Here is a 20,232-nt window from a genome sequence, read left to right on the forward strand (position 1 = left end):
ATCTTACTCATCCGGGTTGAGGCGACGACGGCTGATGATACGCAGCAGACGCCACAGCACCCATGCCAGCAAGACCACGCTGACCGCGGCCAGGATGGCGAGCAGAACCGGATGGTTAGACAGCGCATACCACAGGCGTTCGAACCACGGCAGATGGCCGACGTAGTACACATCACCCACGCGCAGGCTGTTGACGCCAGACTCACGGATCACCGACACAGAGCCAAACATCGCGGCACGTTTACCACTGTCGTTCATCGCCGTATTCAGCAGTTCATAGCCACGCGGGCTGTCCGCCAGAAGCGCCACCACGCTACGCTGATCGTTATAAGGTGACTGGAAGCCCACTACCGCAGCCATCGCCCCCTGAGAGGTGACGGCCGTTTGCGCGCTGGCCTGGCGATCGTTCGCATCCGGCATGATGCTCGGGAAATCGGTCTGGCGCAGCGGGGTGTTAACCCAGGACTCCGTGGCTTTCACCAGCAGATCGATACGCTTATCATCCTTCAGCTTATCCGGAATCGTACCGATGACCATGATGTCAGCGTCTTTGTTCTGGATCTGGCTGCCATCGTCCGTCAACGTGACGTTAATTGCCGGCAATCCCGTCTGGGCCCCAACGGTTGCTATGGTATCAAGCAGGGTTGTCACCTGACCTTCGTTTGGCGCTTTTGGCATCACAACGATGGACTCAGAGAGATCGGCCATGCGGCTGAACGGGAAGCCTGCATTAGCAAAGGCGCGCAGATCCGGCATCGCCAGGAAGTGATAGTACTTCGAGAAGTCGATGGTCGACTCATCGCCGATGACAACGTGGTTCTGAACCTGCTGGAAGGTGATGCAGTTATCCACCGAACCGCCAGGCATCGGGTTCATGTACTGGAAGTCAAAACGCAGCTGGTTGATTGCCCCAAGCTTCAGTGCCGGAATGGAGACATCCGTTTTACCGTCCAGCAGCCCCTGCAGCACCGGCAGGCGAAGCATCAGTCGGTTAGTGTCCTGGGTACTTTGCAGGCTGAACGATTGCAGGAACTGGTTATTCAGGCTGATATCCATGCGCGAGCTGTCTTTCGTCGCCGGCGCGGTGTAACGGTAGTTAAGATTGATATCGATGCCGTTGGTACGCAGCAGGTACAGATCCGGCGGCAGGTTCAGTGACAGGCTAATTGGCGAGGGTTCAAGCCCGGACGCCTGCAGCTGCTCTTCATAGGTTTTCAGCTCACCAAACGTCACGACACGGTCGGTACGCACCCAGTTTGGCGCATCATAAGGTTTACGCGCCAGCAGCGGCTTGACCTCGTCCACCACGACGCTGTTGCCGCGGAAAAGAACGTTGCCCTGGGCAATCGCTTTTGCCGCCTGGACCAGATCTTTATCGTCACGACCAAAGACCACCAGCAGCTTCACGTACGGGTTATCCGGGTGGCTGACCATCTCAATGGTTGGCGCTTTGACTTCAGGATGATCGCGCAGGAAGGCAGGACGTTTCGCGTTAGTGGCAAATACAATCGCGTTTCTGTCCGGCATTTTGTCATACATCACCGGGAAATTCTGACCGCGCCAGCCGGAACGCGAACCAAACCAGGAAGCCACAATGGTGGCCGCCAGCTGCTCGGTTACGTCCGGGGACGACGCAAACACCATCGGCAGCGTGAGCGGACGGTTATCACGAGGATCGAAGAACGGCACCGGGAAGGCGGAGAGATCGTTCTTCAGCGCCAGGGACTGATAGGTCATCTGCAGCGAGGAGTTACGCCCGATGTCCATCCACAGCGTGTTGCTGGCCGGGTTTTCACAGACATCGCGGTAGTGACCCACAAACTCCAGACGAATGCGGTTAAAGTCGGTAATGAACAGCGGGTTAATCGGCACCTGCGCCTGCGTTTTCTTACCCAGTTGTTCTTTGGTAACCGGCAGTACGTCCATCAGCTCATCGTTCAGGTAAACCTTCAACTGAGACTGGGTCGGCAGCAGGGACGGCGACGGGGTATATTCAAGGTTCAGCACGGCATTCGAGACGACTTCATCGCTGCGCATGCCAAATTCAATGCCGCCATTAGGGTTGATGCCGCGCAACACCATGCTGCCTGGCGGCGGCGCGATTTGCGCGAAGGTCAGCTTGACGTCGCGTGACGGGGCATTTTCCGCGACAACGGGCGCATTCGCCCCCCGAACACCCGGCATCACCTGTCCGATAACCGGGTTCTCGGCGGGTAGAGTGTTCCCCTCCGTTGGCTGGTTCGGAATGACATTTTCTGTTTGACCGGGCGCGGCAGTAATAACCGGATCGGTTGCCTGCGCGACCACAGGCACTGTTGGCGCAGGCGTTGCCGCTGCGTTATCAGGCTCTGCGTTAGCCATTGTTGCGGGGAGCGCACTCATCCCCATTGCCACTGCACATAACCAGGAAAGTTTTGTTTTCATCGCGTTATCATCATTGTTGAGCCATAACCGGGTCCGCCTGCTTCGCCTCATCCCGCTCAGGACGACGAGGAATGAACGATACGACCCAGGAAACCAGCGAAGTAAGTGACCGGAAAATTAATTTCACCGACGACGGGGCAAATTCTGCAAGGTGACGATAGCCACGGAACCCCAGCTTCAGAATATCCAGCAGGCTTTCCAGAGGTTTATCTTCCGGGAAGCTGTCCTGCCAGAGAGCCCATGTATCCGCACGGGCAAACGTACACTGCACAAAATCAATGTGTTGCTTTTTGGTCAACGGCATCAGTTGCAGACCGACTTCATTGCCCGCCACACGCGCTACCTGCGTCGGGAAGACATACTCCTGCTGTCCGCGCTTAAGCAGCAGGTTAACTTTTTGCCCTTCCAGCACTTTCGCCTGGCCGTTAATTTTGATCCCCAGACCACCGTCAGAGAAGTCGTGCACTGTACACGAGAAGAGATGGCCATCTTCACGGGCGATCGCCGCAGGCATGCAGATTTCAACGCGATGCGCGCGACGAACCTGTTTACTCTCCACCGACACCGCCACCGCGCCGCCAAGAATAATCAGGTTGTAGAAGACCCAGGCCATACTCACAAAGACGGTCAGGATTTCATTTTCAGGGCCGTAGAAGTAACGCCAGATACCGGCGATGACGCCAACGATGTTCAGCAACACCAGGAAGATATACGGACGGGAGATCACCCAGTCGACGTACTCCTCTTCCACCAGCCCCCCCTTCGCGGTGACGTTGAATTTCCCTTTATGCGGGTTGATCAGCGCCACCATCGTTGGCGGCGCAATGTACCAGGCCAGCACCGTTTCGTAGATTTCACTCCAGAAGGAATGGCGATATTTACCCTGAATCTTCGAGTTCGTCAGGCTCGCGTGGATCATGTGCGGCAGAACAAACAGCGCAATCATCAGCGCCGGGGCGTAGATGATATAGGCGTGAAGGAGCAGGAACGCCAGCGGCGCGGTCAGGAAGATCAGCCGCGGGATGCCTGATAAGAAGTGGAACATGGCGTTGACGTAGCAGAGACGCTGCGCCAGCTTGAGCCCTTTCCCTATCAGTGGATTATCGAGACGGAAAATCTGCACCATGCCGCGCGCCCAACGAATACGCTGACCAATGTGCGCCGAGAGCGATTCCGTCGCCAGACCGGCGGCCTGAGGAATACGCATATAGGCCGAGGTATAACCCCGACGGTGCAGACGCAACGAGGTGTGCGCATCTTCAGTCACCGTTTCGACGGCAATACCGCCAATTTCATCCAGCGGTTTACGGCGGATAACCGCACAGGAGCCGCAGAAGAACGTGGCGTCCCACATGTCGTTACCATCCTGCACCAGACCATAGAACAGCGTGCCTTCGTTCGGGGTCTTACGGAAACGGCCAAGGTTGCGTTCAAACGGGTCCGGCGAGAAGAAGTGGTGCGGCGTCTGCATCATCGCCAGCTCTTTCTCTTTCAGGAACCAGCCCATGGTCATCTGCAGGAATGATCGCGTAGGTACGTGGTCGCAGTCAAAGATCGAGACAAACTCCCCGGTGGCATACTTCAGCGCGTTATTGATGTTACCGGCTTTAGCATGTTCGTGCGTCGGACGGGCGATGTATTCGACGCCGACCTCTTCCGCGAACTGGCGGAACGCTGGGCGGTTGCCGTCATCCAGGATCCAGACCTTGAGTTTATCTTTCGGCCAGTCGATGCCGAGCGCAGCATAAATGGTGTTTTTCACCACGCTCAGGTCTTCGTTGTAGGTTGGGACGAAGAGATCGACAGTCGGCCACGTCGTGGTGTCCTTCGGCAGCGGTACGGGCTGGCGATTGAGCGGCCAGATGACCTGGAAATACCCCAACACCAGCACAATCCAGGCATAGGTTTCGGCAAACAGCAGAATCAGACCGCAGACCAGACTCACCGGGTCGTCCCAGTTCAGCGTTGAGGTGTAACGCCACCAGATATAGCGGCAGGAAACGGTCAGCGACAGCACAATCAGCATCAGCGCCGAGAAGCGGCCCGGAATACGACGCACCAGCAACGCCACGCCCCACAGCAGGATCAGGAAGGTGAACTGCGCCAGGGGATTGAAGGGTTGCGTAATACAGACCAGCGCCAGAATCAGTGAGAACACGACAATCACGCCGAGGATAAAACGCCGCAGGCCCGGGTGGAGGTGCCCGAGCTCTTTTTGATTATCCAGATGGCTGGTTTTGTCGGTCACGCTGTCAGGCAATTTATCCAGCCACTGGTGATAGCGCTCGCGCAGCTGTTGAACGCGGGAGAAACTGCGCCAGTGCGGCGTCTGGCATTCTCGCTGTGACGAGGTGACGACCAGCCAGACGGCCTGAATGAGATAACGCGCCGGATCCAAAGGCCGCGGCCGGTCAGGGTTAATGTGTGGATATAATTCATTATGGTGCGCACGTATGCGCTGCCAGCGCGGATGTTCAAGCGGAATGAACATCCAGGCCATAATCATCCAGAAACAGCCAAGCGCGGCACTGAATGCCGACGCACCATGCCGACGAAAATGTCGGTAGCGTTCGCTCAGACGCGCATTAACCGGCGGGATAAGGAACCAACTGGCGAGTCGACTCATACCGAACTCCCTGCCGGCTCCGCCGCGTTGGCGAAGTTCAGCAGACACCAGTTAGCCAGCGTGAGGATCTCTTCTGCCGCCAGGGAATCGCTGCGGTACTCGCCGAGCGGCTGCTTGGAGGCCAGGGATTCTGCCATTCCTTCATCCCGGTGAATCACAATGGGTAGCAGGCGACGCTGACTCTGTAGCCAGACCTGGTAGAGATCGTCCTGGATCTGGCTCCCGATGCGTAAGTCGTTAATCAGGAGGTGCGCATTTTGCGGCAGCCCCTGTTGATGCAGACGAATATGGCAATTTGCATCCACGTTGACGATGGAGAGAACATGATCGCACTGCGCGATAAGCTGCCGGGTTAACGTCCCGGCGCCGTGCGGCAGATCCACCAGGATCCACTGGTAGTGGCCTTTTTCTTTCAGACTTTGCAATGCAAGCGTGAACTGCGAAAACAACCGCTGATAAGCGGCTTCATTCTCACGTTCGGTGGTGGTGAGCTGACCAAAAGGCAGTAAATCAAGCTGAGAGGTATAGCGCAGCCCTGCATCCCGCCAGTCTTTATCATCAAGCAACGCGCGTGCCCAACCCGCTTCACGAGTGAAGTCGACGTTGAACGACATACGCAGCAAATTATCGGCGCAGGCGTCAATCACCAACACCGATTCACCTAAAAGCTGTAATGACCACGCCAGCGCCGCGGTAACGGATGTGGTACCCACACCGCCACGGACACCCTGTAATCCGAGTATGGCCATCAATGGCTCCCTTATTGTTGATGGGCGAATTCAGCTAATAATGGCCAGCGTTTAATAGCCGCGGCCAACTGTTCCCGCTGGGAAATATCGGTGTAATCTATTTCAGGTAAAGAAAAGGCCTGCGTCAGCGCCAGAAAATCGTTTTGGAATGTATAGCCCAGGGTCGAGTCGACTGGGGTTCCGGGTTCGTTATTATCCATTTTTCTGCCATCCCTTTGAGGAAAATCGCACGCTCAGAAGTTGCGGGGCGTCCTGCCCTGACAAATTTCATTTACATGCTAAATCTGATGTTCTTTAATTTCAATGTTAGGTTTATTTCTACGCTTTCGCTAGTAAACTGAGATACAGATAAATTAGACGAAAAGAGGGACACCGTGGACTCCATATTTTCTATTGGCATCCAGTCATTATGGGACGAATTGAGCCACATGCCAGTCGGTGGAGTCTGGTGGATTAATACCGACCGTAATGAAGATGCCATCAGTCTGGTAAACCAGACAATTGCCGCCCAGGATAAGGATTCCCGCGTGGCTGTCATTAGCATGGGCGAAGAGCCGAAGAAAATTATCACGCTGGAAAGTGACGACGGACCGCAAACCGTGCGCTTATTTTCCATGTCAGCAGAAGTGGATAGTCTATACTTTTTGTCCCGCGACGTTCAGTGCTCCATTGATCCGGATCACTATTTAGTGATTCTTAAATGCGCAAATAACGTCCTGCAAAATATCCCTGCTGAAAAACTGCTGCCGTGGCTGGAAAAAATCAATAAATGGGCAAAATTTCAAAATTGCACGCTATTGGTCGTCAATCCCGGCAGTAATAATGACAAGTTGTTTTCACTTTTAATGGGTGAATATCGCTCCCTGTTCGGTCTGGCCAGTCTGCGTGACCAGGTAGGCAGCTATCTCTACGATATTGCTTTCTGGTGTAATGAAAAAGGCGTGAGCGCCAGGCAACAGCTGACCCTGAAACAGAGTGAGGGGAAATGGCACCTGGCACAGCAGGAAGAAACGGTTGTGCAGCCGCGCAGTGATGAAAAACGCATCCTGAGCCATATTGCGGTTTTAGAGGGCGCGCCCGCGCTGTCGGAAAACTGGTCGCTGTTTGAGTCTAACGAAGCGCTTTTTCATGAAGCTCGTACAACCCAGGCGGCAACCCTTGTTTTCTCGTTGATGCAAAATAACCAGATTGAGACGCTGGCGAGACAAATTCATACCTTACGTCGCCAGCGCGGCAGCGCATTAAAAATTGTGGTGCGGGAAAACAATACCAGCCTGCGCGCCACCGATGAGCGTCTGCTGCTTGGCTGCGGCGCAAATATGGTTGTTCCATGGAATGCGCCGCTGTCACGCTGCCTGACGCTAATCGAAAGCGTTCAGGGCCAGCAGTTCAGCCGCCATGTGCCGGAAGACATTTCCACCTTGCTCTCCATGACGCAGCCGATGAAGCTGCGCGGATACCAGAAATGGGATAACTTCTGCGACGCCGTCGGCAATATGATGAGCAACACGCTACTTCCTGCGGACGGGAAAGGGGTGATGGTTGCCCTGCGTCCTGTTCCGGGTATCCGCGTTGAACAGGCTCTCACCTTATGTCGTCCGAATCGTACAGGGGACATCATGACCATTGGCGACAATCGCCTGGTGCTATTTTTGTCCTTCTGCCGGGTGAACGATCTTGATACCGCGCTTAACCACATCTTTCCCCTGCCTACCGGGGATATTTTCTCAAACCGTATGATCTGGTTCGAAGATAATGCTATCAGCGCGGAGCTGGTGCAGATGCGCGCACTTCAGCCTGAACAATGGGTTAAACCGCTGGCGATCACCAGCGATGCAAAACCGATTCTCAATGCCAGACATGACGGCCATGTCTGGCGTCGGGTTCCGGAACCCCATCGCTTATTAACCGAGAATGGGGAGAACGTACCATCATGAATATCAGCGATATTATTCAACTGGTCGTATTCTGTGCGCTGATCTTTTTCCCGCTTGGCTACTATGCGCGCCATTCCATACGTCGTATCCGTGATACGGCCAGAGTGATGTTTATAAAACCTCGCTATGTAAAACCAGCCGGAACACTGACACGGGCATCACACGTCAAGGCAGACCGAAAACATGACTAATTCTACCTATACCGCTTCGTCACCCTCGCCGCTCTGGCAATACTGGCGCGGCCTTTCCGGCTGGAACTTTTACTTTCTGGTGAAGTTTGGTTTGCTCTGGGCAGGCTATCTGAATTTCCATCCCCTGCTTAACCTGGTCTTTATGGCCTTCCTGCTGATGCCGTTGCCGAATATCAGGCTGCATCGTTTACGTCACTGGGTAGCCATCCCCGTCGGCTTTGCGCTGTTCTGGCACGATACCTGGCTACCGGGTCCGGACAGCATAATGAGCCAGGGGTCACAGGTCGCGGGCTTCAGTGCAGACTACATGCTTGATCTGGTTGAGCGTTTTATTAACTGGCAGATGATTGGCGCTATCTTTGTCCTGCTGGTGGCCTGGCTGTTCTTGTCGCAGTGGATCCGCGTCACGGTGTTTGTTGTCGCCATTATGATCTGGCTTAACGTGCTGACGCTGGCAGGACCGAACTTCTCCCTGTGGCCTGCCGGTCAACCAACCACCACGGTGACCACCACGGGTGGAAGCGCAGCGGCTACTGTTACCACGGCAGGCGATACGCCTGTGGTAGGTGATATTCCAACCCAGACCGCACCGCCGACCTCCACCAACCTCAATGCGTGGCTTTCCAGCTTCTATACCGCAGAAGATAAGCGACAGACGAAATTCCCGGATGCACTGCCGGCAGATGCTCAACCGTTTGAGCTGCTGGTGATTAACATCTGTTCCCTCTCCTGGGCCGATGTGGATGCAGCCGGATTAATGTCTCACCCACTGTGGTCTCATTTCGATATCCAGTTTAAAGATTTCAACTCTGCCACCTCATACAGCGGCCCGGCAGCGATTCGCCTGCTGCGTGCAAGCTGCGGTCAGACATCGCATAAAAACCTGTACCAGCCGGCAGGGAATCAGTGTTATCTGTTCGATAACCTCGCGAAGCTGGGCTTTACGCAGCATCTGATGCTGGGACATAACGGCCAGTTCGGTAACTTCCTGAAAGAGGTGCGTGAACAGGGTGGCATGCAGGCACCGCTGATGGATCAAACCGGGCTTCCCGTTACTCTGCTCGGCTTCGACGGTTCACCTGTTTACGACGATACAGCCGTACTGCAGCGCTGGCTGCAAACCATCGAAAAAGACAGCAACCCGCGCAGTGCGACGTTCTTTAACACCCTGCCGCTTCACGATGGTAACCACTTCCCGGGCGTGAGCAAAACGGCAGATTATAAAGTGCGTGCGCAGAAATTCTTCGACGAGCTGGATGCGTTCTTCACTGAGCTGGAAAAATCAGGCCGTAAAGTGATGGTGGTTGTCGTGCCTGAACAGGGTGGCGCGCTGAAAGGCGACAGAATGCAGGTGTCAGGTCTGCGTGATATTCCAAGCCCGTCCATTACCAACGTGCCTGCGGGCATTAAATTCTTTGGTATGAAGGCTCCGCACCAGGGCGCGCCGATTGAGATTACACAGCCAACCAGCTATCTGGCAATTTCAGAACTGGTTGCCCGTGCCGTGGACGGGAAGCTGTTTGTGGAAGATAGCGTGAACTGGAATCAGCTCACCAGCAACCTGCCGCAAACGGCAGAGGTCTCCGAAAACGCGAATGCTGTGGTGATTCAGTACCAGAACAAACCGTACGTTCGTCTGAACGGCGGAGATTGGGTACCGTATCCGCAATAAAGGATTTACCCCTCTCCCCTGTAGGGAGAGGGGATTGTCAGTGCGTTATTATTGCGCTGAAATCCATACCAGCATTTTCAGACTTGCCGAATAGTAGTCGTCTTTAGAGGTGATTTCCGGTTCGCCGGATGGCTGACCCATCGTTAAATCCCTGACCGCCAGCAGACCGCCTTCCATCATATAGGGCGCGTATTCGTTGGTCGTGACGTTAACCCAGGCGGGTGTATGTTCCCGTGGGAACTGACCAAACCAGGCTTTCCAGGGCGTCAGCAGCGGGCTTTGTTTATCAGACCAGGCTATGTACAGCGGAATACGAATCGCATCGTAGCTCATTCGCGGTGGCCAGTCTTTGGCCGGCGTCAGCTTGCCCGCGGATGCCAGCGAAACCCAGTCTGTCGGTAGATTCGCTTTACCCGATCCCATTTTTCCCAGCAGACGTTTCCCGTCCTTTATCAATTCACGCCAGACCGGCAAATGACTGCGTCCGGCAAAGGCCTGCCAGGCCGGAAACACAAAATAGGAAGGATTAAGGACCACTTCACCCTCAAGCTTAAATCCCTGTACGCCGGGCAGCATCACGCGGTAACCCGCATAGCGGATTACGTTGTGGTCAATCAATGCTTTCGTAATCGCATCCGATGCGGCGCTGTAGCGTTTGTCATGCCAGCGCGCATCGGCTTTTAACAACGCCCATGCAATCAGGACATCGCCATCTGTGGCGTTGTTTTTATCAGCGACCGGATTGGACTCCGCGGGGTTATAACGCCAGTAAAACAGACCATTTTCGTTGTTCTTTAGTGTCCTGTTGGTCCATTGCCAGAGCTTATCGAACGTGGCTTTATCGTCGTTAGCCACCGCCATTAACATGGCGAAACCCTGACCTTCCGTATGCGAAACGTCGCCGTTGCCGGTATCAACAATGCGGCCTTCCGGTTTGAAAAAGCGCGCCTTGTAACTCTCCCAGGCCTGACTCGCCTGCGAGAGAGGAGAGAACAGCAAACTCATCATCACAACCAGGGTCGCGCAGACGGGTTTTCGCATCATTCACCCCATTCGGTTATTCGGCACTTCGCAGTGAAATTTCACCGCCCATCCAGGGCTTGATCACGCCATCCTGTTCCAGGAGCAACGCGCCCTGAGCGTCAATCCCGCGGGAAATGCCGTAGATCTCTTTATCACCAATCAGTAATTTCACCGGGCGATTGATGAAGTTGTCCAGTTTTTCCCAACGAGACAGGAACGTTGCGAGCCCTTCCTGTTCAAAAAGCGTCAGTGAACTACGCAACTCTTTAATCATACGCACGGCAAGGATGTTACGATCGATGACGATCCCCGCCTCCTGGAGATTCGTCCAGGCCTGGTTGACCACATCGTTTTGTACGTTACGCATGACCATATTGAGGCCCGCGCCAATCACGATTTGCGCCGCATCGCCCGTTTTTCCCGTCAGTTCGACCAGAATACCGGCAAGTTTACGATCGTTCAGGTAAAGATCGTTAGGCCATTTAACACGCACCCGATCGGCGCCCAGATCGTGTAGCACCTCTGCCATGACAATCCCGATGACCAGACTCAGGCCAATCGCTGCGGCAGGGCCCTGATCGAGTCGCCAGTACATGGACAGGTAAAGGTTGGCACCGAAGGGCGAGAACCATTTTCGCCCTCGGCGACCACGCCCGGCCTGCTGATACTCTGCAACGCAGGCATCGCCGGATTTCAGTTCAGGCAGACGATCCAGAAGATACTGGTTCGTTGAGTCAATCACCGGCAGCACCGCAACATTGCCGTGCCCAATCTGGCTACGAATCACGTCTTCATTCAGCAATTGAATGGGTTCCGGCAGGCTGTACCCTTTTCCAGGAACGGTAAAGACATCGACACCCCAGTCGCGGAGGGTCTGGATATGTTTATTAATGCCTGCTCGGCTCATGCCCAGCTGCTCACCCAGCTGCTCGCCAGAGTGAAACTCCCCATCCGCGAGGATGCTAATCAGGGTTAACGGGATGGTATTGTCTTTCACGCGATGGTCTCCACGGCATTCACTTCACCTGTGCGGCCAATGAAGCGGACTTCTGGCTCCAGCCAGACGTTAAACTTTTCACCCACACGTTCACGAACATAATGAGCCAGTTTGACCACGTCATCACTGCTCGCATCATGTTGATTGATCAGTACCAGAGCCTGCTGCTGATGAACGGCAGCGCCTCCGACCGAAGTGCCTTTTAGCTGGCATTGATCGATAAGCCATCCCGCAGCCAGCTTCACGCTGCCATCTGCCTGAGGGTAATGTGGTGCTGCGGGCCATCCTTCAAGGAAGACCTTTGCCTTTTCGCTGTCGATCACCGGGTTTTTGAAGAAACTTCCGGCATTTCCATTTACTTTTGGGTCGGGAAGCTTGGTCATGCGCATATGACAAACCGAGTCAAACACATCGCGGGGGGTGGCGGTAGCCGGATCGAGACGCGTTAAATCACCGTAGGTCAGTACGGGCTGCCAGTTCTTCGACAGGCGCAGGCCCACGGCGACAATCACGTAGCGATCCTGATATTCATGTTTGAAGATACTGTCACGGTAGCCAAAACGGCACTGTTCTGCGGTTAAACGCTTAGCCGTTCCAGTCGCCAGTTCGATGCAGTCGACGTATTCACAGACATGTTTCAGCTCGATGCCATAGGCACCGATGTTTTGAATCGGTGATGATCCCGCGCAGCCCGGAATAAGCGCAAGGTTTTCCAGGCCTGGCATCCCTTTTTCAAGGGTAAATTGCACCAGGTGATGCCAGTTTTCTCCGGCCCCCACGTGCAAGTGCCAGCTATCGGCGCGCTCTTCCACATCAATTCCCATGATGCGGTTAACGATCACTGTTCCCGCAAAATCGTCGAGAAACAGGACATTACTTCCTTCGCCCAGAATCAGTACGGGTTCGTTTTTTTCGGTTGCGCTTTGCCATGCATTCAGCAACTGCTGTGCAGTATCGGCACGGACAATGTGATTAGCATTGCGTTGAATACCAAAGGTATTCCAGGGCTTAAGGGAGTGGTTCATAGACGCTATCCTGATGCAAAAACGCAGGTAGTTTACCGTATAAGCAGGGCGTTGGGGGATTAGTTTGTATAGCGCAGAAACGCAAAAAGGCCATCCTTACGGATGGCCTTTTCACTTATTTGATGCCTGGCAGTTCCCTACTCTCACATGGGGAGACCCCACACTACCATCGGCGCTACGGCGTTTCACTTCTGAGTTCGGCATGGGGTCAGGTGGGACCACCGCGCTAAAGCCGCCAGGCAAATTCTGTTATCTGTATCAGGCTGAAAATCGTCTCTCTCACGCCAAAACAGCTTCGGCGTTGTAAGGTTAAGCCTCACGGTTCATTAGTATCGGTTAGCTCAACGCATCGCTGCGCTTACACACCCGACCTATCAACGTCGTAGTCTTCAACGTTCCTTCAGGAGACTTAAAGTCTCAGGGAGAACTCATCTCGGGGCAAGTTTCGTGCTTAGATGCTTTCAGCACTTATCTCTTCCGCATTTAGCTACCGGGCAGTGCCATTGGCATGACAACCCGAACACCAGTGATGCGTCCACTCCGGTCCTCTCGTACTAGGAGCAGCCCCCCTCAATTCTCCAGCGCCCACGGCAGATAGGGACCGAACTGTCTCACGACGTTCTAAACCCAGCTCGCGTACCACTTTAAATGGCGAACAGCCATACCCTTGGGACCTACTTCAGCCCCAGGATGTGATGAGCCGACATCGAGGTGCCAAACACCGCCGTCGATATGAACTCTTGGGCGGTATCAGCCTGTTATCCCCGGAGTACCTTTTATCCGTTGAGCGATGGCCCTTCCATTCAGAACCACCGGATCACTATGACCTGCTTTCGCACCTGCTCGAGCCGTCACTCTCGCAGTCAAGCTAGCTTATGCCATTGCACTAACCTCCTGATGTCCGACCAGGATTAGCTAACCTTCGTGCTCCTCCGTTACTCTTTGGGAGGAGACCGCCCCAGTCAAACTACCCACCAGACACTGTCCGCAACCCGGATCACGGGTCTACGTTAGAACACCAGCCATTAAAGGGTGGTATTTCAAGGTCGGCTCCACGCAGACTGGCGTCCACGCTTCAAAGCCTCCCACCTATCCTACACATCAAGGACCAGTGTTCAGTGTCAAGCTATAGTAAAGGTTCACGGGGTCTTTCCGTCTTGCCGCGGGTACACTGCATCTTCACAGCGAGTTCAATTTCACTGAGTCTCGGGTGGAGACAGCCTGGCCATCATTACGCCATTCGTGCAGGTCGGAACTTACCCGACAAGGAATTTCGCTACCTTAGGACCGTTATAGTTACGGCCGCCGTTTACCGGGGCTTCGATCAAGAGCTTCGCGTTACCGCTAACCCCATCAATTAACCTTCCGGCACCGGGCAGGCGTCACACCGTATACGTCCACTTTCGTGTTTGCACAGTGCTGTGTTTTTAATAAACAGTTGCAGCCAGCTGGTATCTTCGACTGATTTCAGCTCCACCCGCAGGGGCTTCACCTACATATCAGCGTGCCTTCTCCCGAAGTTACGGCACCATTTTGCCTAGTTCCTTCACCCGAGTTCTCTCAAGCGCCTTGGTATTCTCTACCTGACCACCTGTGTCGGTTTGGGGTACGATTTCGTGTTACCTGATGCTTAGAGGCTTTTCCTGGAAGCAGGGCATTTGTTACTTCAGCACCGTAGTGCCTCGTCATCACACCTCAGCGTTAAAAAGGTACCGGATTTACCTGGAACCTCCGCCTACATGCTTAAACCGGGACAACCGTCGCCCGGCTAACATAGCCTTCTCCGTCCCCCCTTCGCAGTAACACCAAGTACAGGAATATTAACCTGTTTCCCATCGACTACGCCTTTCGGCCTCGCCTTAGGGGTCGACTCACCCTGCCCCGATTAACGTTGGACAGGAACCCTTGGTCTTCCGGCGAGCGGGCTTTTCACCCGCTTTATCGTTACTTATGTCAGCATTCGCACTTCTGATACCTCCAGCAACCCTCACAGGCCACCTTCAACGGCTTACAGAACGCTCCCCTACCCAACAACGCATAAGCGTCGCTGCCGCAGCTTCGGTGCATGGTTTAGCCCCGTTACATCTTCCGCGCAGGCCGACTCGACCAGTGAGCTATTACGCTTTCTTTAAATGATGGCTGCTTCTAAGCCAACATCCTGGCTGTCTGTGCCTTCCCACATCGTTTCCCACTTAACCATGACTTTGGGACCTTAGCTGGCGGTCTGGGTTGTTTCCCTCTTCACGACGGACGTTAGCACCCGCCGTGTGTCTCCCGTGATAACATTCTTCGGTATTCGTAGTTTGCATCGGGTTGGTAAGCCGGGATGGCCCCCTAGCCGAAACAGTGCTCTACCCCCGAAGATGAGTTCACGAGGCGCTACCTAAATAGCTTTCGGGGAGAACCAGCTATCTCCCGGTTTGATTGGCCTTTCACCCCCAGCCACAGGTCATCCGCTAATTTTTCAACATTAGTCGGTTCGGTCCTCCAGTTAGTGTTACCCAACCTTCAACCTGCCCATGGCTAGATCACCGGGTTTCGGGTCTATACCCTGCAACTTAACGCCCAGTTAAGACTCGGTTTCCCTTCGGCTCCCCTATACGGTTAACCTTGCTACAGAATATAAGTCGCTGACCCATTATACAAAAGGTACGCAGTCACCTAACAAGTAGGCTCCCACTGCTTGTACGTACACGGTTTCAGGTTCTTTTTCACTCCCCTCGCCGGGGTTCTTTTCGCCTTTCCCTCACGGTACTGGTTCACTATCGGTCAGTCAGGAGTATTTAGCCTTGGAGGATGGTCCCCCCATATTCAGACAGGATACCACGTGTCCCGCCCTACTCTTCGAGTTCACAACCTGTGCATTTTCGTGTACGGGACTATCACCCTGTACCGTCGGACTTTCCAGACCGTTCCACTAACACACAAGCTGATTCAGACTCCGGGCTGCTCCCCGTTCGCTCGCCGCTACTGGGGGAATCTCGGTTGATTTCTTTTCCTCGGGGTACTTAGATGTTTCAGTTCCCCCGGTTCGCCTCGTTAACCTATGTATTCAGTTAACGATAGTGTGTCGAAACACACTGGGTTTCCCCATTCGGACATCGCCGGGTCAAAGGTTCATATCACCTCGCCGGCGCATTTCGCAGATTAGCACGTCCTTCATCGCCTCTGACTGCCAGGGCATCCACCGTGTACGCTTAGTCGCTTAACCTCACAACCCGAAGATGTTTCTTTCGATTCACCATCGGTTTGCGAAAATTTGAGAGACTCGAACACACATTAACTGTGTGTCGTTTCAATTTTCAGCTTGATCCAGATTTTTAAAGAGCAAAACTTCGCAGTGCACCTTTTCAGGTTCACTCTGAAGTTTTCTTGTGTTCGCAGTAAAAGATGGTGGAGCTATGCGGGATCGAACCGCAGACCTCCTGCGTGCAAAGCAGGCGCTCTCCCAGCTGAGCTATAGCCCCATCGTTTGTAATCTCTGTACCGCTCATCCTTTAAAAGGAGTTTGGTAGGCCTGAGTGGACTTGAACCACCGACCTCACCCTTATCAGGGGTGCGCTCTAACCACCTGAGCTACAAGCCTGCAGAGATTTTTACTGCTGTTTTTTCATCAGACAATCTGTGTGAGCACTGCAAAGGCAGGTTCTTTAAGGTAAGGAGGTGATCCAACCGCAGGTTCCCCTACGGTTACCTTGTTACGACTTCACCCCAGTCATGAATCACAAAGTGGTAAGCGCCCTCCCGAAGGTTAAGCTACCTACTTCTTTTGCAACCCACTCCCATGGTGTGACGGGCGGTGTGTACAAGGCCCGGGAACGTATTCACCGTAGCATTCTGATCTACGATTACTAGCGATTCCGACTTCATGGAGTCGAGTTGCAGACTCCAATCCGGACTACGACGCACTTTATGAGGTCCGCTTGCTCTCGCGAGGTCGCTTCTCTTTGTATGCGCCATTGTAGCACGTGTGTAGCCCTACTCGTAAGGGCCATGATGACTTGACGTCATCCCCACCTTCCTCCAGTTTATCACTGGCAGTCTCCTTTGAGTTCCCGGCCGGACCGCTGGCAACAAAGGATAAGGGTTGCGCTCGTTGCGGGACTTAACCCAACATTTCACAACACGAGCTGACGACAGCCATGCAGCACCTGTCTCAGAGTTCCCGAAGGCACCAAAGCATCTCTGCTAAGTTCTCTGGATGTCAAGAGTAGGTAAGGTTCTTCGCGTTGCATCGAATTAAACCACATGCTCCACCGCTTGTGCGGGCCCCCGTCAATTCATTTGAGTTTTAACCTTGCGGCCGTACTCCCCAGGCGGTCGACTTAACGCGTTAGCTCCGGAAGCCACGCCTCAAGGGCACAACCTCCAAGTCGACATCGTTTACGGCGTGGACTACCAGGGTATCTAATCCTGTTTGCTCCCCACGCTTTCGCACCTGAGCGTCAGTCTTTGTCCAGGGGGCCGCCTTCGCCACCGGTATTCCTCCAGATCTCTACGCATTTCACCGCTACACCTGGAATTCTACCCCCCTCTACAAGACTCTAGCCTGCCAGTTTCGAATGCAGTTCCCAGGTTGAGCCCGGGGATTTCACATCCGACTTGACAGACCGCCTGCGTGCGCTTTACGCCCAGTAATTCCGATTAACGCTTGCACCCTCCGTATTACCGCGGCTGCTGGCACGGAGTTAGCCGGTGCTTCTTCTGCGGGTAACGTCAATTGCTGCGGTTATTAACCACAACACCTTCCTCCCCGCTGAAAGTACTTTACAACCCGAAGGCCTTCTTCATACACGCGGCATGGCTGCATCAGGCTTGCGCCCATTGTGCAATATTCCCCACTGCTGCCTCCCGTAGGAGTCTGGACCGTGTCTCAGTTCCAGTGTGGCTGGTCATCCTCTCAGACCAGCTAGGGATCGTCGCCTAGGTGAGCCGTTACCCCACCTACTAGCTAATCCCATCTGGGCACATCTGATGGCAAGAGGCCCGAAGGTCCCCCTCTTTGGTCTTGCGACGTTATGCGGTATTAGCTACCGTTTCCAGTAGTTATCCCCCTCCATCAGGCAGTTTCCCAGACATTACTCACCCGTCCGCCACTCGTCACCCGAGAGCAAGCTCTCTGTGCTACCGTTCGACTTGCATGTGTTAGGCCTGCCGCCAGCGTTCAATCTGAGCCATGATCAAACTCTTCAATTTAAGTTTGATGCTCGTGAATTAAACTTCGTAATGAATTACGTATGTTCACTCAGAGACTTGGTATTCATTTTTCGTCCGAGGACGTTAAGAATCCATGTCACTTTGAGTGCCCACACAGATTGTCTGATAAATTGTTAAAGAGCAGTGCCGCTTCGTTTTCGCTGCGGCGCGGGGTGTGCATATTACACTTTCCCGCTTCAGAGTCAAGCGTTTATTTTGCTTTTCTCTGCTGACCCGGCGGCGTGTGTGCCGTTGTTCCGTGTCAGTGGAGGCGCATTATAGGGAGTTATTTCACAGTGACAAGCACAAAATACAAAAAACTTTTCGTTCGCTCACTTTTCAAACTTAACGCTTATTTAAGGCGCGAATCGTCCGTTAAATGTGCGATTTCCCGCGCAAAACTGGCCACCTGCGACCAGTCGGTATAAACCACTTCTTTGCGGGTATCGGTTTCACCACCGGTCATTTTCATAATCAGGCGGATCATGAAACGGTCATACCAACGGTATCGAGGATAACGCAGCGCACCAGCAAAAACCGCGCACAGGGCTGGCTGCCACGGTGAGCTGAGTAAAAACTTGCGCGTATAGCTGTTGGTCTGCGGCGTACGCTTCTCGGCTTTACGCGCAACCAGATTGACCGAGTAAAACGCGCCGGGCAATTTGTTGAGCACCGCCGTGTGCTTTTTCACAAAGCGAACCAGCGCTGGATGGAAATGCCCGTAACGAATAGAGGCGCCAATCACCACGCGATCGTACTCCTGCCAGGTGATCTGCTCCGCGCGATTCAGGTTCACCACATCCGAGTAAATACCCAGTTCTTTTAATTCCGACGCCAGATACGCGGCAATCTCACGAGTTTGTCCGTCTCGCGTAGAGAAAAGAATCAGTGTTTTCATCAACGGCTCCTTATTCGCGCCAGAATGTTGGGGTGAAGAGCACCAGCAGCGTAAAGACCTCAAGACGACCAAACAGCATATTGGCAATGAGGATCCATTTCGCGACCGGGTTCATACTGGCAAAGTTATCCGCCACGACCCCCAGGCCTGGCCCGAGGTTATTCAATGTTGCGACGACGGACGCAAAGGCGGAGAAATCATCCACCCCCGTCGCGATGATCGCCAGCATACTGACGATAAAGACCAGCGCATACGCCGAGAAAAAGCCCCATACGGCTTCGAGAATACGTTCCGGCAGCGCGCGGTTCCCCAGTTTAATGCTGTAGACCGCGTTCGGGTGGACCAGTCGTTTCAGCTCACGGTTGCCCTGCTTGAACAGCAGCAGAATACGAATCACCTTCAGGCCACCGCCCGTCGACCCGGCGCAGCCACCAATAAACGCAGAGCACAGCAGGAGTACCGGCAGGAACAGCGGCCAGCGCGCAATACTGTCCGTGGTAAATCCGGCCGTCGTCGCCATTGATACCACCTGGAAGAACGCCTGGTTTAGGGTCGTCAGCGCGGAGTTGTAAACATCATGGAACCACAGCACCAGGGTACAGATGACGACCAGCGTAAGCTGGACACCAATAAACATGCGGAACTCAGGGTCGCGCCAGTACACCTTCAGGCTTCGCCCGCTCAGTAAAGAGAAGTGCAGGCCATAGTTACAGCCAGAAATCAGCAGGAAAATCGCAATGATGGTGTTGATCGTTGGGCTATCGAAGTAGCCTACGCTGGCATCGTGGGTGGAGAACCCGCCGATAGCGATTGTCGCAAAGCTGTGTCCGATGGCATCAAAAGCAGGCATCCCGGCAAACCAGAGCGCCAGCGCACAGGCCACCGTCAGCAGGACATAAATCAGCCACAGGGTTTTCGCCGTCTCGGCAATACGCGGGCGCATCTTGTTATCTTTCAGCGGCCCGGGCATTTCAGCCCTGTACAACTGCATCCCACCGACGCCCAGAATGGGCAGAATAGCTACCGCCAGGACGATGATCCCCATACCGCCGAACCACTGCAGCATCTGGCGATAAAAGAGGATGGCGTGGGGTAATGAATCCAGACCCACCAGCGTCGTCGCCCCGGTGGTCGTTAACCCCGAGAACGATTCAAAAAAGGCATCCGTGATGCTCAGGTTAGGTTGCTCGGAGAAGATAAAGGGCAGCGAACCCACGCTCCCCAGCACCGTCCAGAACAGCACCACGATCAGAAAGCCTTCGCGGGATTTCAGCTCACCTTTCTGACGACGATTCGGCCACCACAGCAGCGAGCCAATTGCCAGTGCGACAAAAAAGGTCTGGGTAAATGCCCGCCCCGCGCCGTCCCGGTAGATAAGCGCCACCAGTCCTGGGAGAATCATCGTCCCGGAAAAAAGTATGACCAGCAGTCCAACGATTCGGGTTATGGCACGAAAATGCATCTCTGCCGCTTCCTTTGGTATTCAAAAAAGTG

Annotated in this window: 12 protein-coding genes, 2 tRNA genes and 3 rRNA genes; 3 read left to right on the top strand and 14 right to left on the bottom strand. The window is 54.1% G+C overall.

Translation table 11 applies throughout. From position 1 onward, the window contains the following. Positions 1-3: 3 nt before the first annotated feature. The 4 genes from bcsB to bcsR are packed head-to-tail and all read right to left on the bottom strand — an operon-like array spanning position 4 to position 5,999. Positions 4-2,424: a cellulose biosynthesis cyclic di-GMP-binding regulatory protein BcsB gene (bcsB, locus tag L383_RS06615; RefSeq protein ID WP_045135437.1), complete on the bottom strand. Its 2,421-nt coding sequence runs from the start codon at positions 2,422-2,424 to the stop codon at positions 4-6. 10 nt (positions 2,425-2,434) lie between these two features. Further along, entirely contained in the window at positions 2,435-5,050 is a 2,616-nt protein-coding gene (gene bcsA, locus L383_RS06610; protein ID WP_023331537.1) for a UDP-forming cellulose synthase catalytic subunit, read from the bottom strand. After that, positions 5,047-5,799 carry a cellulose biosynthesis protein BcsQ gene (bcsQ, locus tag L383_RS06605; protein WP_014885603.1) on the bottom strand — a complete coding sequence of 251 codons (753 nt, stop codon included), beginning with the start codon at positions 5,797-5,799 and terminating at the stop codon, positions 5,047-5,049. The genes bcsA and bcsQ overlap by 4 nt, the downstream gene beginning before the upstream one ends. 11 nt (positions 5,800-5,810) lie before the next feature. Further along, positions 5,811-5,999 carry a cellulose biosynthesis protein BcsR gene (bcsR, locus tag L383_RS06600; protein WP_008503237.1) on the bottom strand — a complete coding sequence of 63 codons (189 nt, stop codon included), beginning with the start codon at positions 5,997-5,999 and terminating at the stop codon, positions 5,811-5,813. A gap of 174 nt (positions 6,000-6,173) precedes the next feature. On the opposite strand from bcsR, the gene bcsE reads away from it, so the two are divergent. From bcsE to bcsG, 3 genes are read left to right on the top strand one after another with little or no spacing between them, the layout of a single operon-like run. Beyond that, positions 6,174-7,736: a cellulose biosynthesis c-di-GMP-binding protein BcsE gene (bcsE, locus tag L383_RS06595; RefSeq protein ID WP_023331538.1), complete on the top strand. Its 1,563-nt coding sequence runs from the start codon at positions 6,174-6,176 to the stop codon at positions 7,734-7,736. Then, complete coding sequence (gene bcsF, locus L383_RS06590) at positions 7,733-7,927, top strand: cellulose biosynthesis protein BcsF (RefSeq protein ID WP_014885605.1); 195 nt, start codon at positions 7,733-7,735, stop codon at positions 7,925-7,927. Before bcsE ends, bcsF begins: the two co-directional genes overlap by 4 nt. Continuing rightward, positions 7,920-9,599: a cellulose biosynthesis protein BcsG gene (bcsG, locus tag L383_RS06585; protein ID WP_023331539.1), complete on the top strand. Its 1,680-nt coding sequence runs from the start codon at positions 7,920-7,922 to the stop codon at positions 9,597-9,599. The genes bcsF and bcsG overlap by 8 nt, the downstream gene beginning before the upstream one ends. 48 nt (positions 9,600-9,647) lie before the next feature. On the opposite strand, the gene L383_RS06580 is transcribed toward bcsG, so the two are convergent. The 10 genes from L383_RS06580 to trkH form a co-directional block, all read right to left on the bottom strand. Beyond that, the gene (locus tag L383_RS06580; RefSeq protein WP_032629589.1) at positions 9,648-10,640 is read right to left on the bottom strand and encodes a glycosyl hydrolase family 8; all 993 of its coding nucleotides are present in this window, start codon (positions 10,638-10,640) and stop codon (positions 9,648-9,650) included. 16 nt (positions 10,641-10,656) lie between these two features. Continuing rightward, positions 10,657-11,619, bottom strand: coding sequence for a bifunctional biotin--[acetyl-CoA-carboxylase] ligase/biotin operon repressor BirA (gene birA / locus L383_RS06575; RefSeq protein WP_023331541.1), 963 nt, complete (start codon positions 11,617-11,619; stop codon positions 10,657-10,659). Beyond that, entirely contained in the window at positions 11,616-12,644 is a 1,029-nt protein-coding gene (murB, locus tag L383_RS06570; RefSeq protein ID WP_023331542.1) for a UDP-N-acetylmuramate dehydrogenase, read from the bottom strand. The genes birA and murB overlap by 4 nt, the downstream gene beginning before the upstream one ends. Before the next feature lie 124 nt (positions 12,645-12,768). Then, a 5S ribosomal RNA gene (rrf, locus tag L383_RS06565) occupies positions 12,769-12,884 on the bottom strand. Between the two features lie 65 nt (positions 12,885-12,949). Continuing rightward, positions 12,950-15,855 (bottom strand): 23S ribosomal RNA (locus L383_RS06560). A 180-nt stretch (positions 15,856-16,035) separates the two neighbouring features. Further along, positions 16,036-16,111 (bottom strand) — tRNA-Ala (locus L383_RS06555). Between the two features lie 42 nt (positions 16,112-16,153). Further along, positions 16,154-16,230 (bottom strand) — tRNA-Ile (locus L383_RS06550). 70 nt (positions 16,231-16,300) lie between these two features. Then, positions 16,301-17,840 (bottom strand): 16S ribosomal RNA (locus L383_RS06545). The 16S, 23S and 5S rRNA genes sit together here with 2 tRNA genes alongside, the layout of an rRNA operon. 352 nt (positions 17,841-18,192) lie before the next feature. After that, the gene (gene hemG / locus L383_RS06540; RefSeq protein ID WP_023331543.1) at positions 18,193-18,738 is read right to left on the bottom strand and encodes a menaquinone-dependent protoporphyrinogen IX dehydrogenase; all 546 of its coding nucleotides are present in this window, start codon (positions 18,736-18,738) and stop codon (positions 18,193-18,195) included. Positions 18,739-18,748: 10 nt separating this feature from the next. Then, the gene (gene trkH / locus L383_RS06535; protein WP_013099227.1) at positions 18,749-20,200 is read right to left on the bottom strand and encodes a Trk system potassium transporter TrkH; all 1,452 of its coding nucleotides are present in this window, start codon (positions 20,198-20,200) and stop codon (positions 18,749-18,751) included. Positions 20,201-20,232: the final 32 nt, after the last annotated feature.

This window comes from Enterobacter sp. MGH 37, from assembly GCF_000534515.1.
Lineage (GTDB): Bacteria > Pseudomonadota > Gammaproteobacteria > Enterobacterales > Enterobacteriaceae > Enterobacter > Enterobacter kobei.

What these genes read in the sequence shown, in the direction of transcription:
- bcsF (WP_014885605.1), top strand. Translation starts at nt 7,733, where the DNA reads ATGAATATCAGCGATATTATTCAACTGGTCGTATTCTGTGCGCTGATC.
- hemG (WP_023331543.1), bottom strand. Translation starts at nt 18,738, where the DNA reads ATGAAAACACTGATTCTTTTCTCTACGCGAGACGGACAAACTCGTGAG.
- murB (WP_023331542.1), bottom strand. Translation starts at nt 12,644, where the DNA reads ATGAACCACTCCCTTAAGCCCTGGAATACCTTTGGTATTCAACGCAAT.
- bcsG (WP_023331539.1), top strand. Translation starts at nt 7,920, where the DNA reads ATGACTAATTCTACCTATACCGCTTCGTCACCCTCGCCGCTCTGGCAA.
- bcsQ (WP_014885603.1), bottom strand. Translation starts at nt 5,799, where the DNA reads ATGGCCATACTCGGATTACAGGGTGTCCGTGGCGGTGTGGGTACCACA.
- bcsR (WP_008503237.1), bottom strand. Translation starts at nt 5,999, where the DNA reads ATGGATAATAACGAACCCGGAACCCCAGTCGACTCGACCCTGGGCTAT.
- trkH (WP_013099227.1), bottom strand. Translation starts at nt 20,200, where the DNA reads ATGCATTTTCGTGCCATAACCCGAATCGTTGGACTGCTGGTCATACTT.
- bcsA (WP_023331537.1), bottom strand. Translation starts at nt 5,050, where the DNA reads ATGAGTCGACTCGCCAGTTGGTTCCTTATCCCGCCGGTTAATGCGCGT.
- bcsB (WP_045135437.1), bottom strand. Translation starts at nt 2,424, where the DNA reads ATGAAAACAAAACTTTCCTGGTTATGTGCAGTGGCAATGGGGATGAGT.
- L383_RS06580 (WP_032629589.1), bottom strand. Translation starts at nt 10,640, where the DNA reads ATGCGAAAACCCGTCTGCGCGACCCTGGTTGTGATGATGAGTTTGCTG.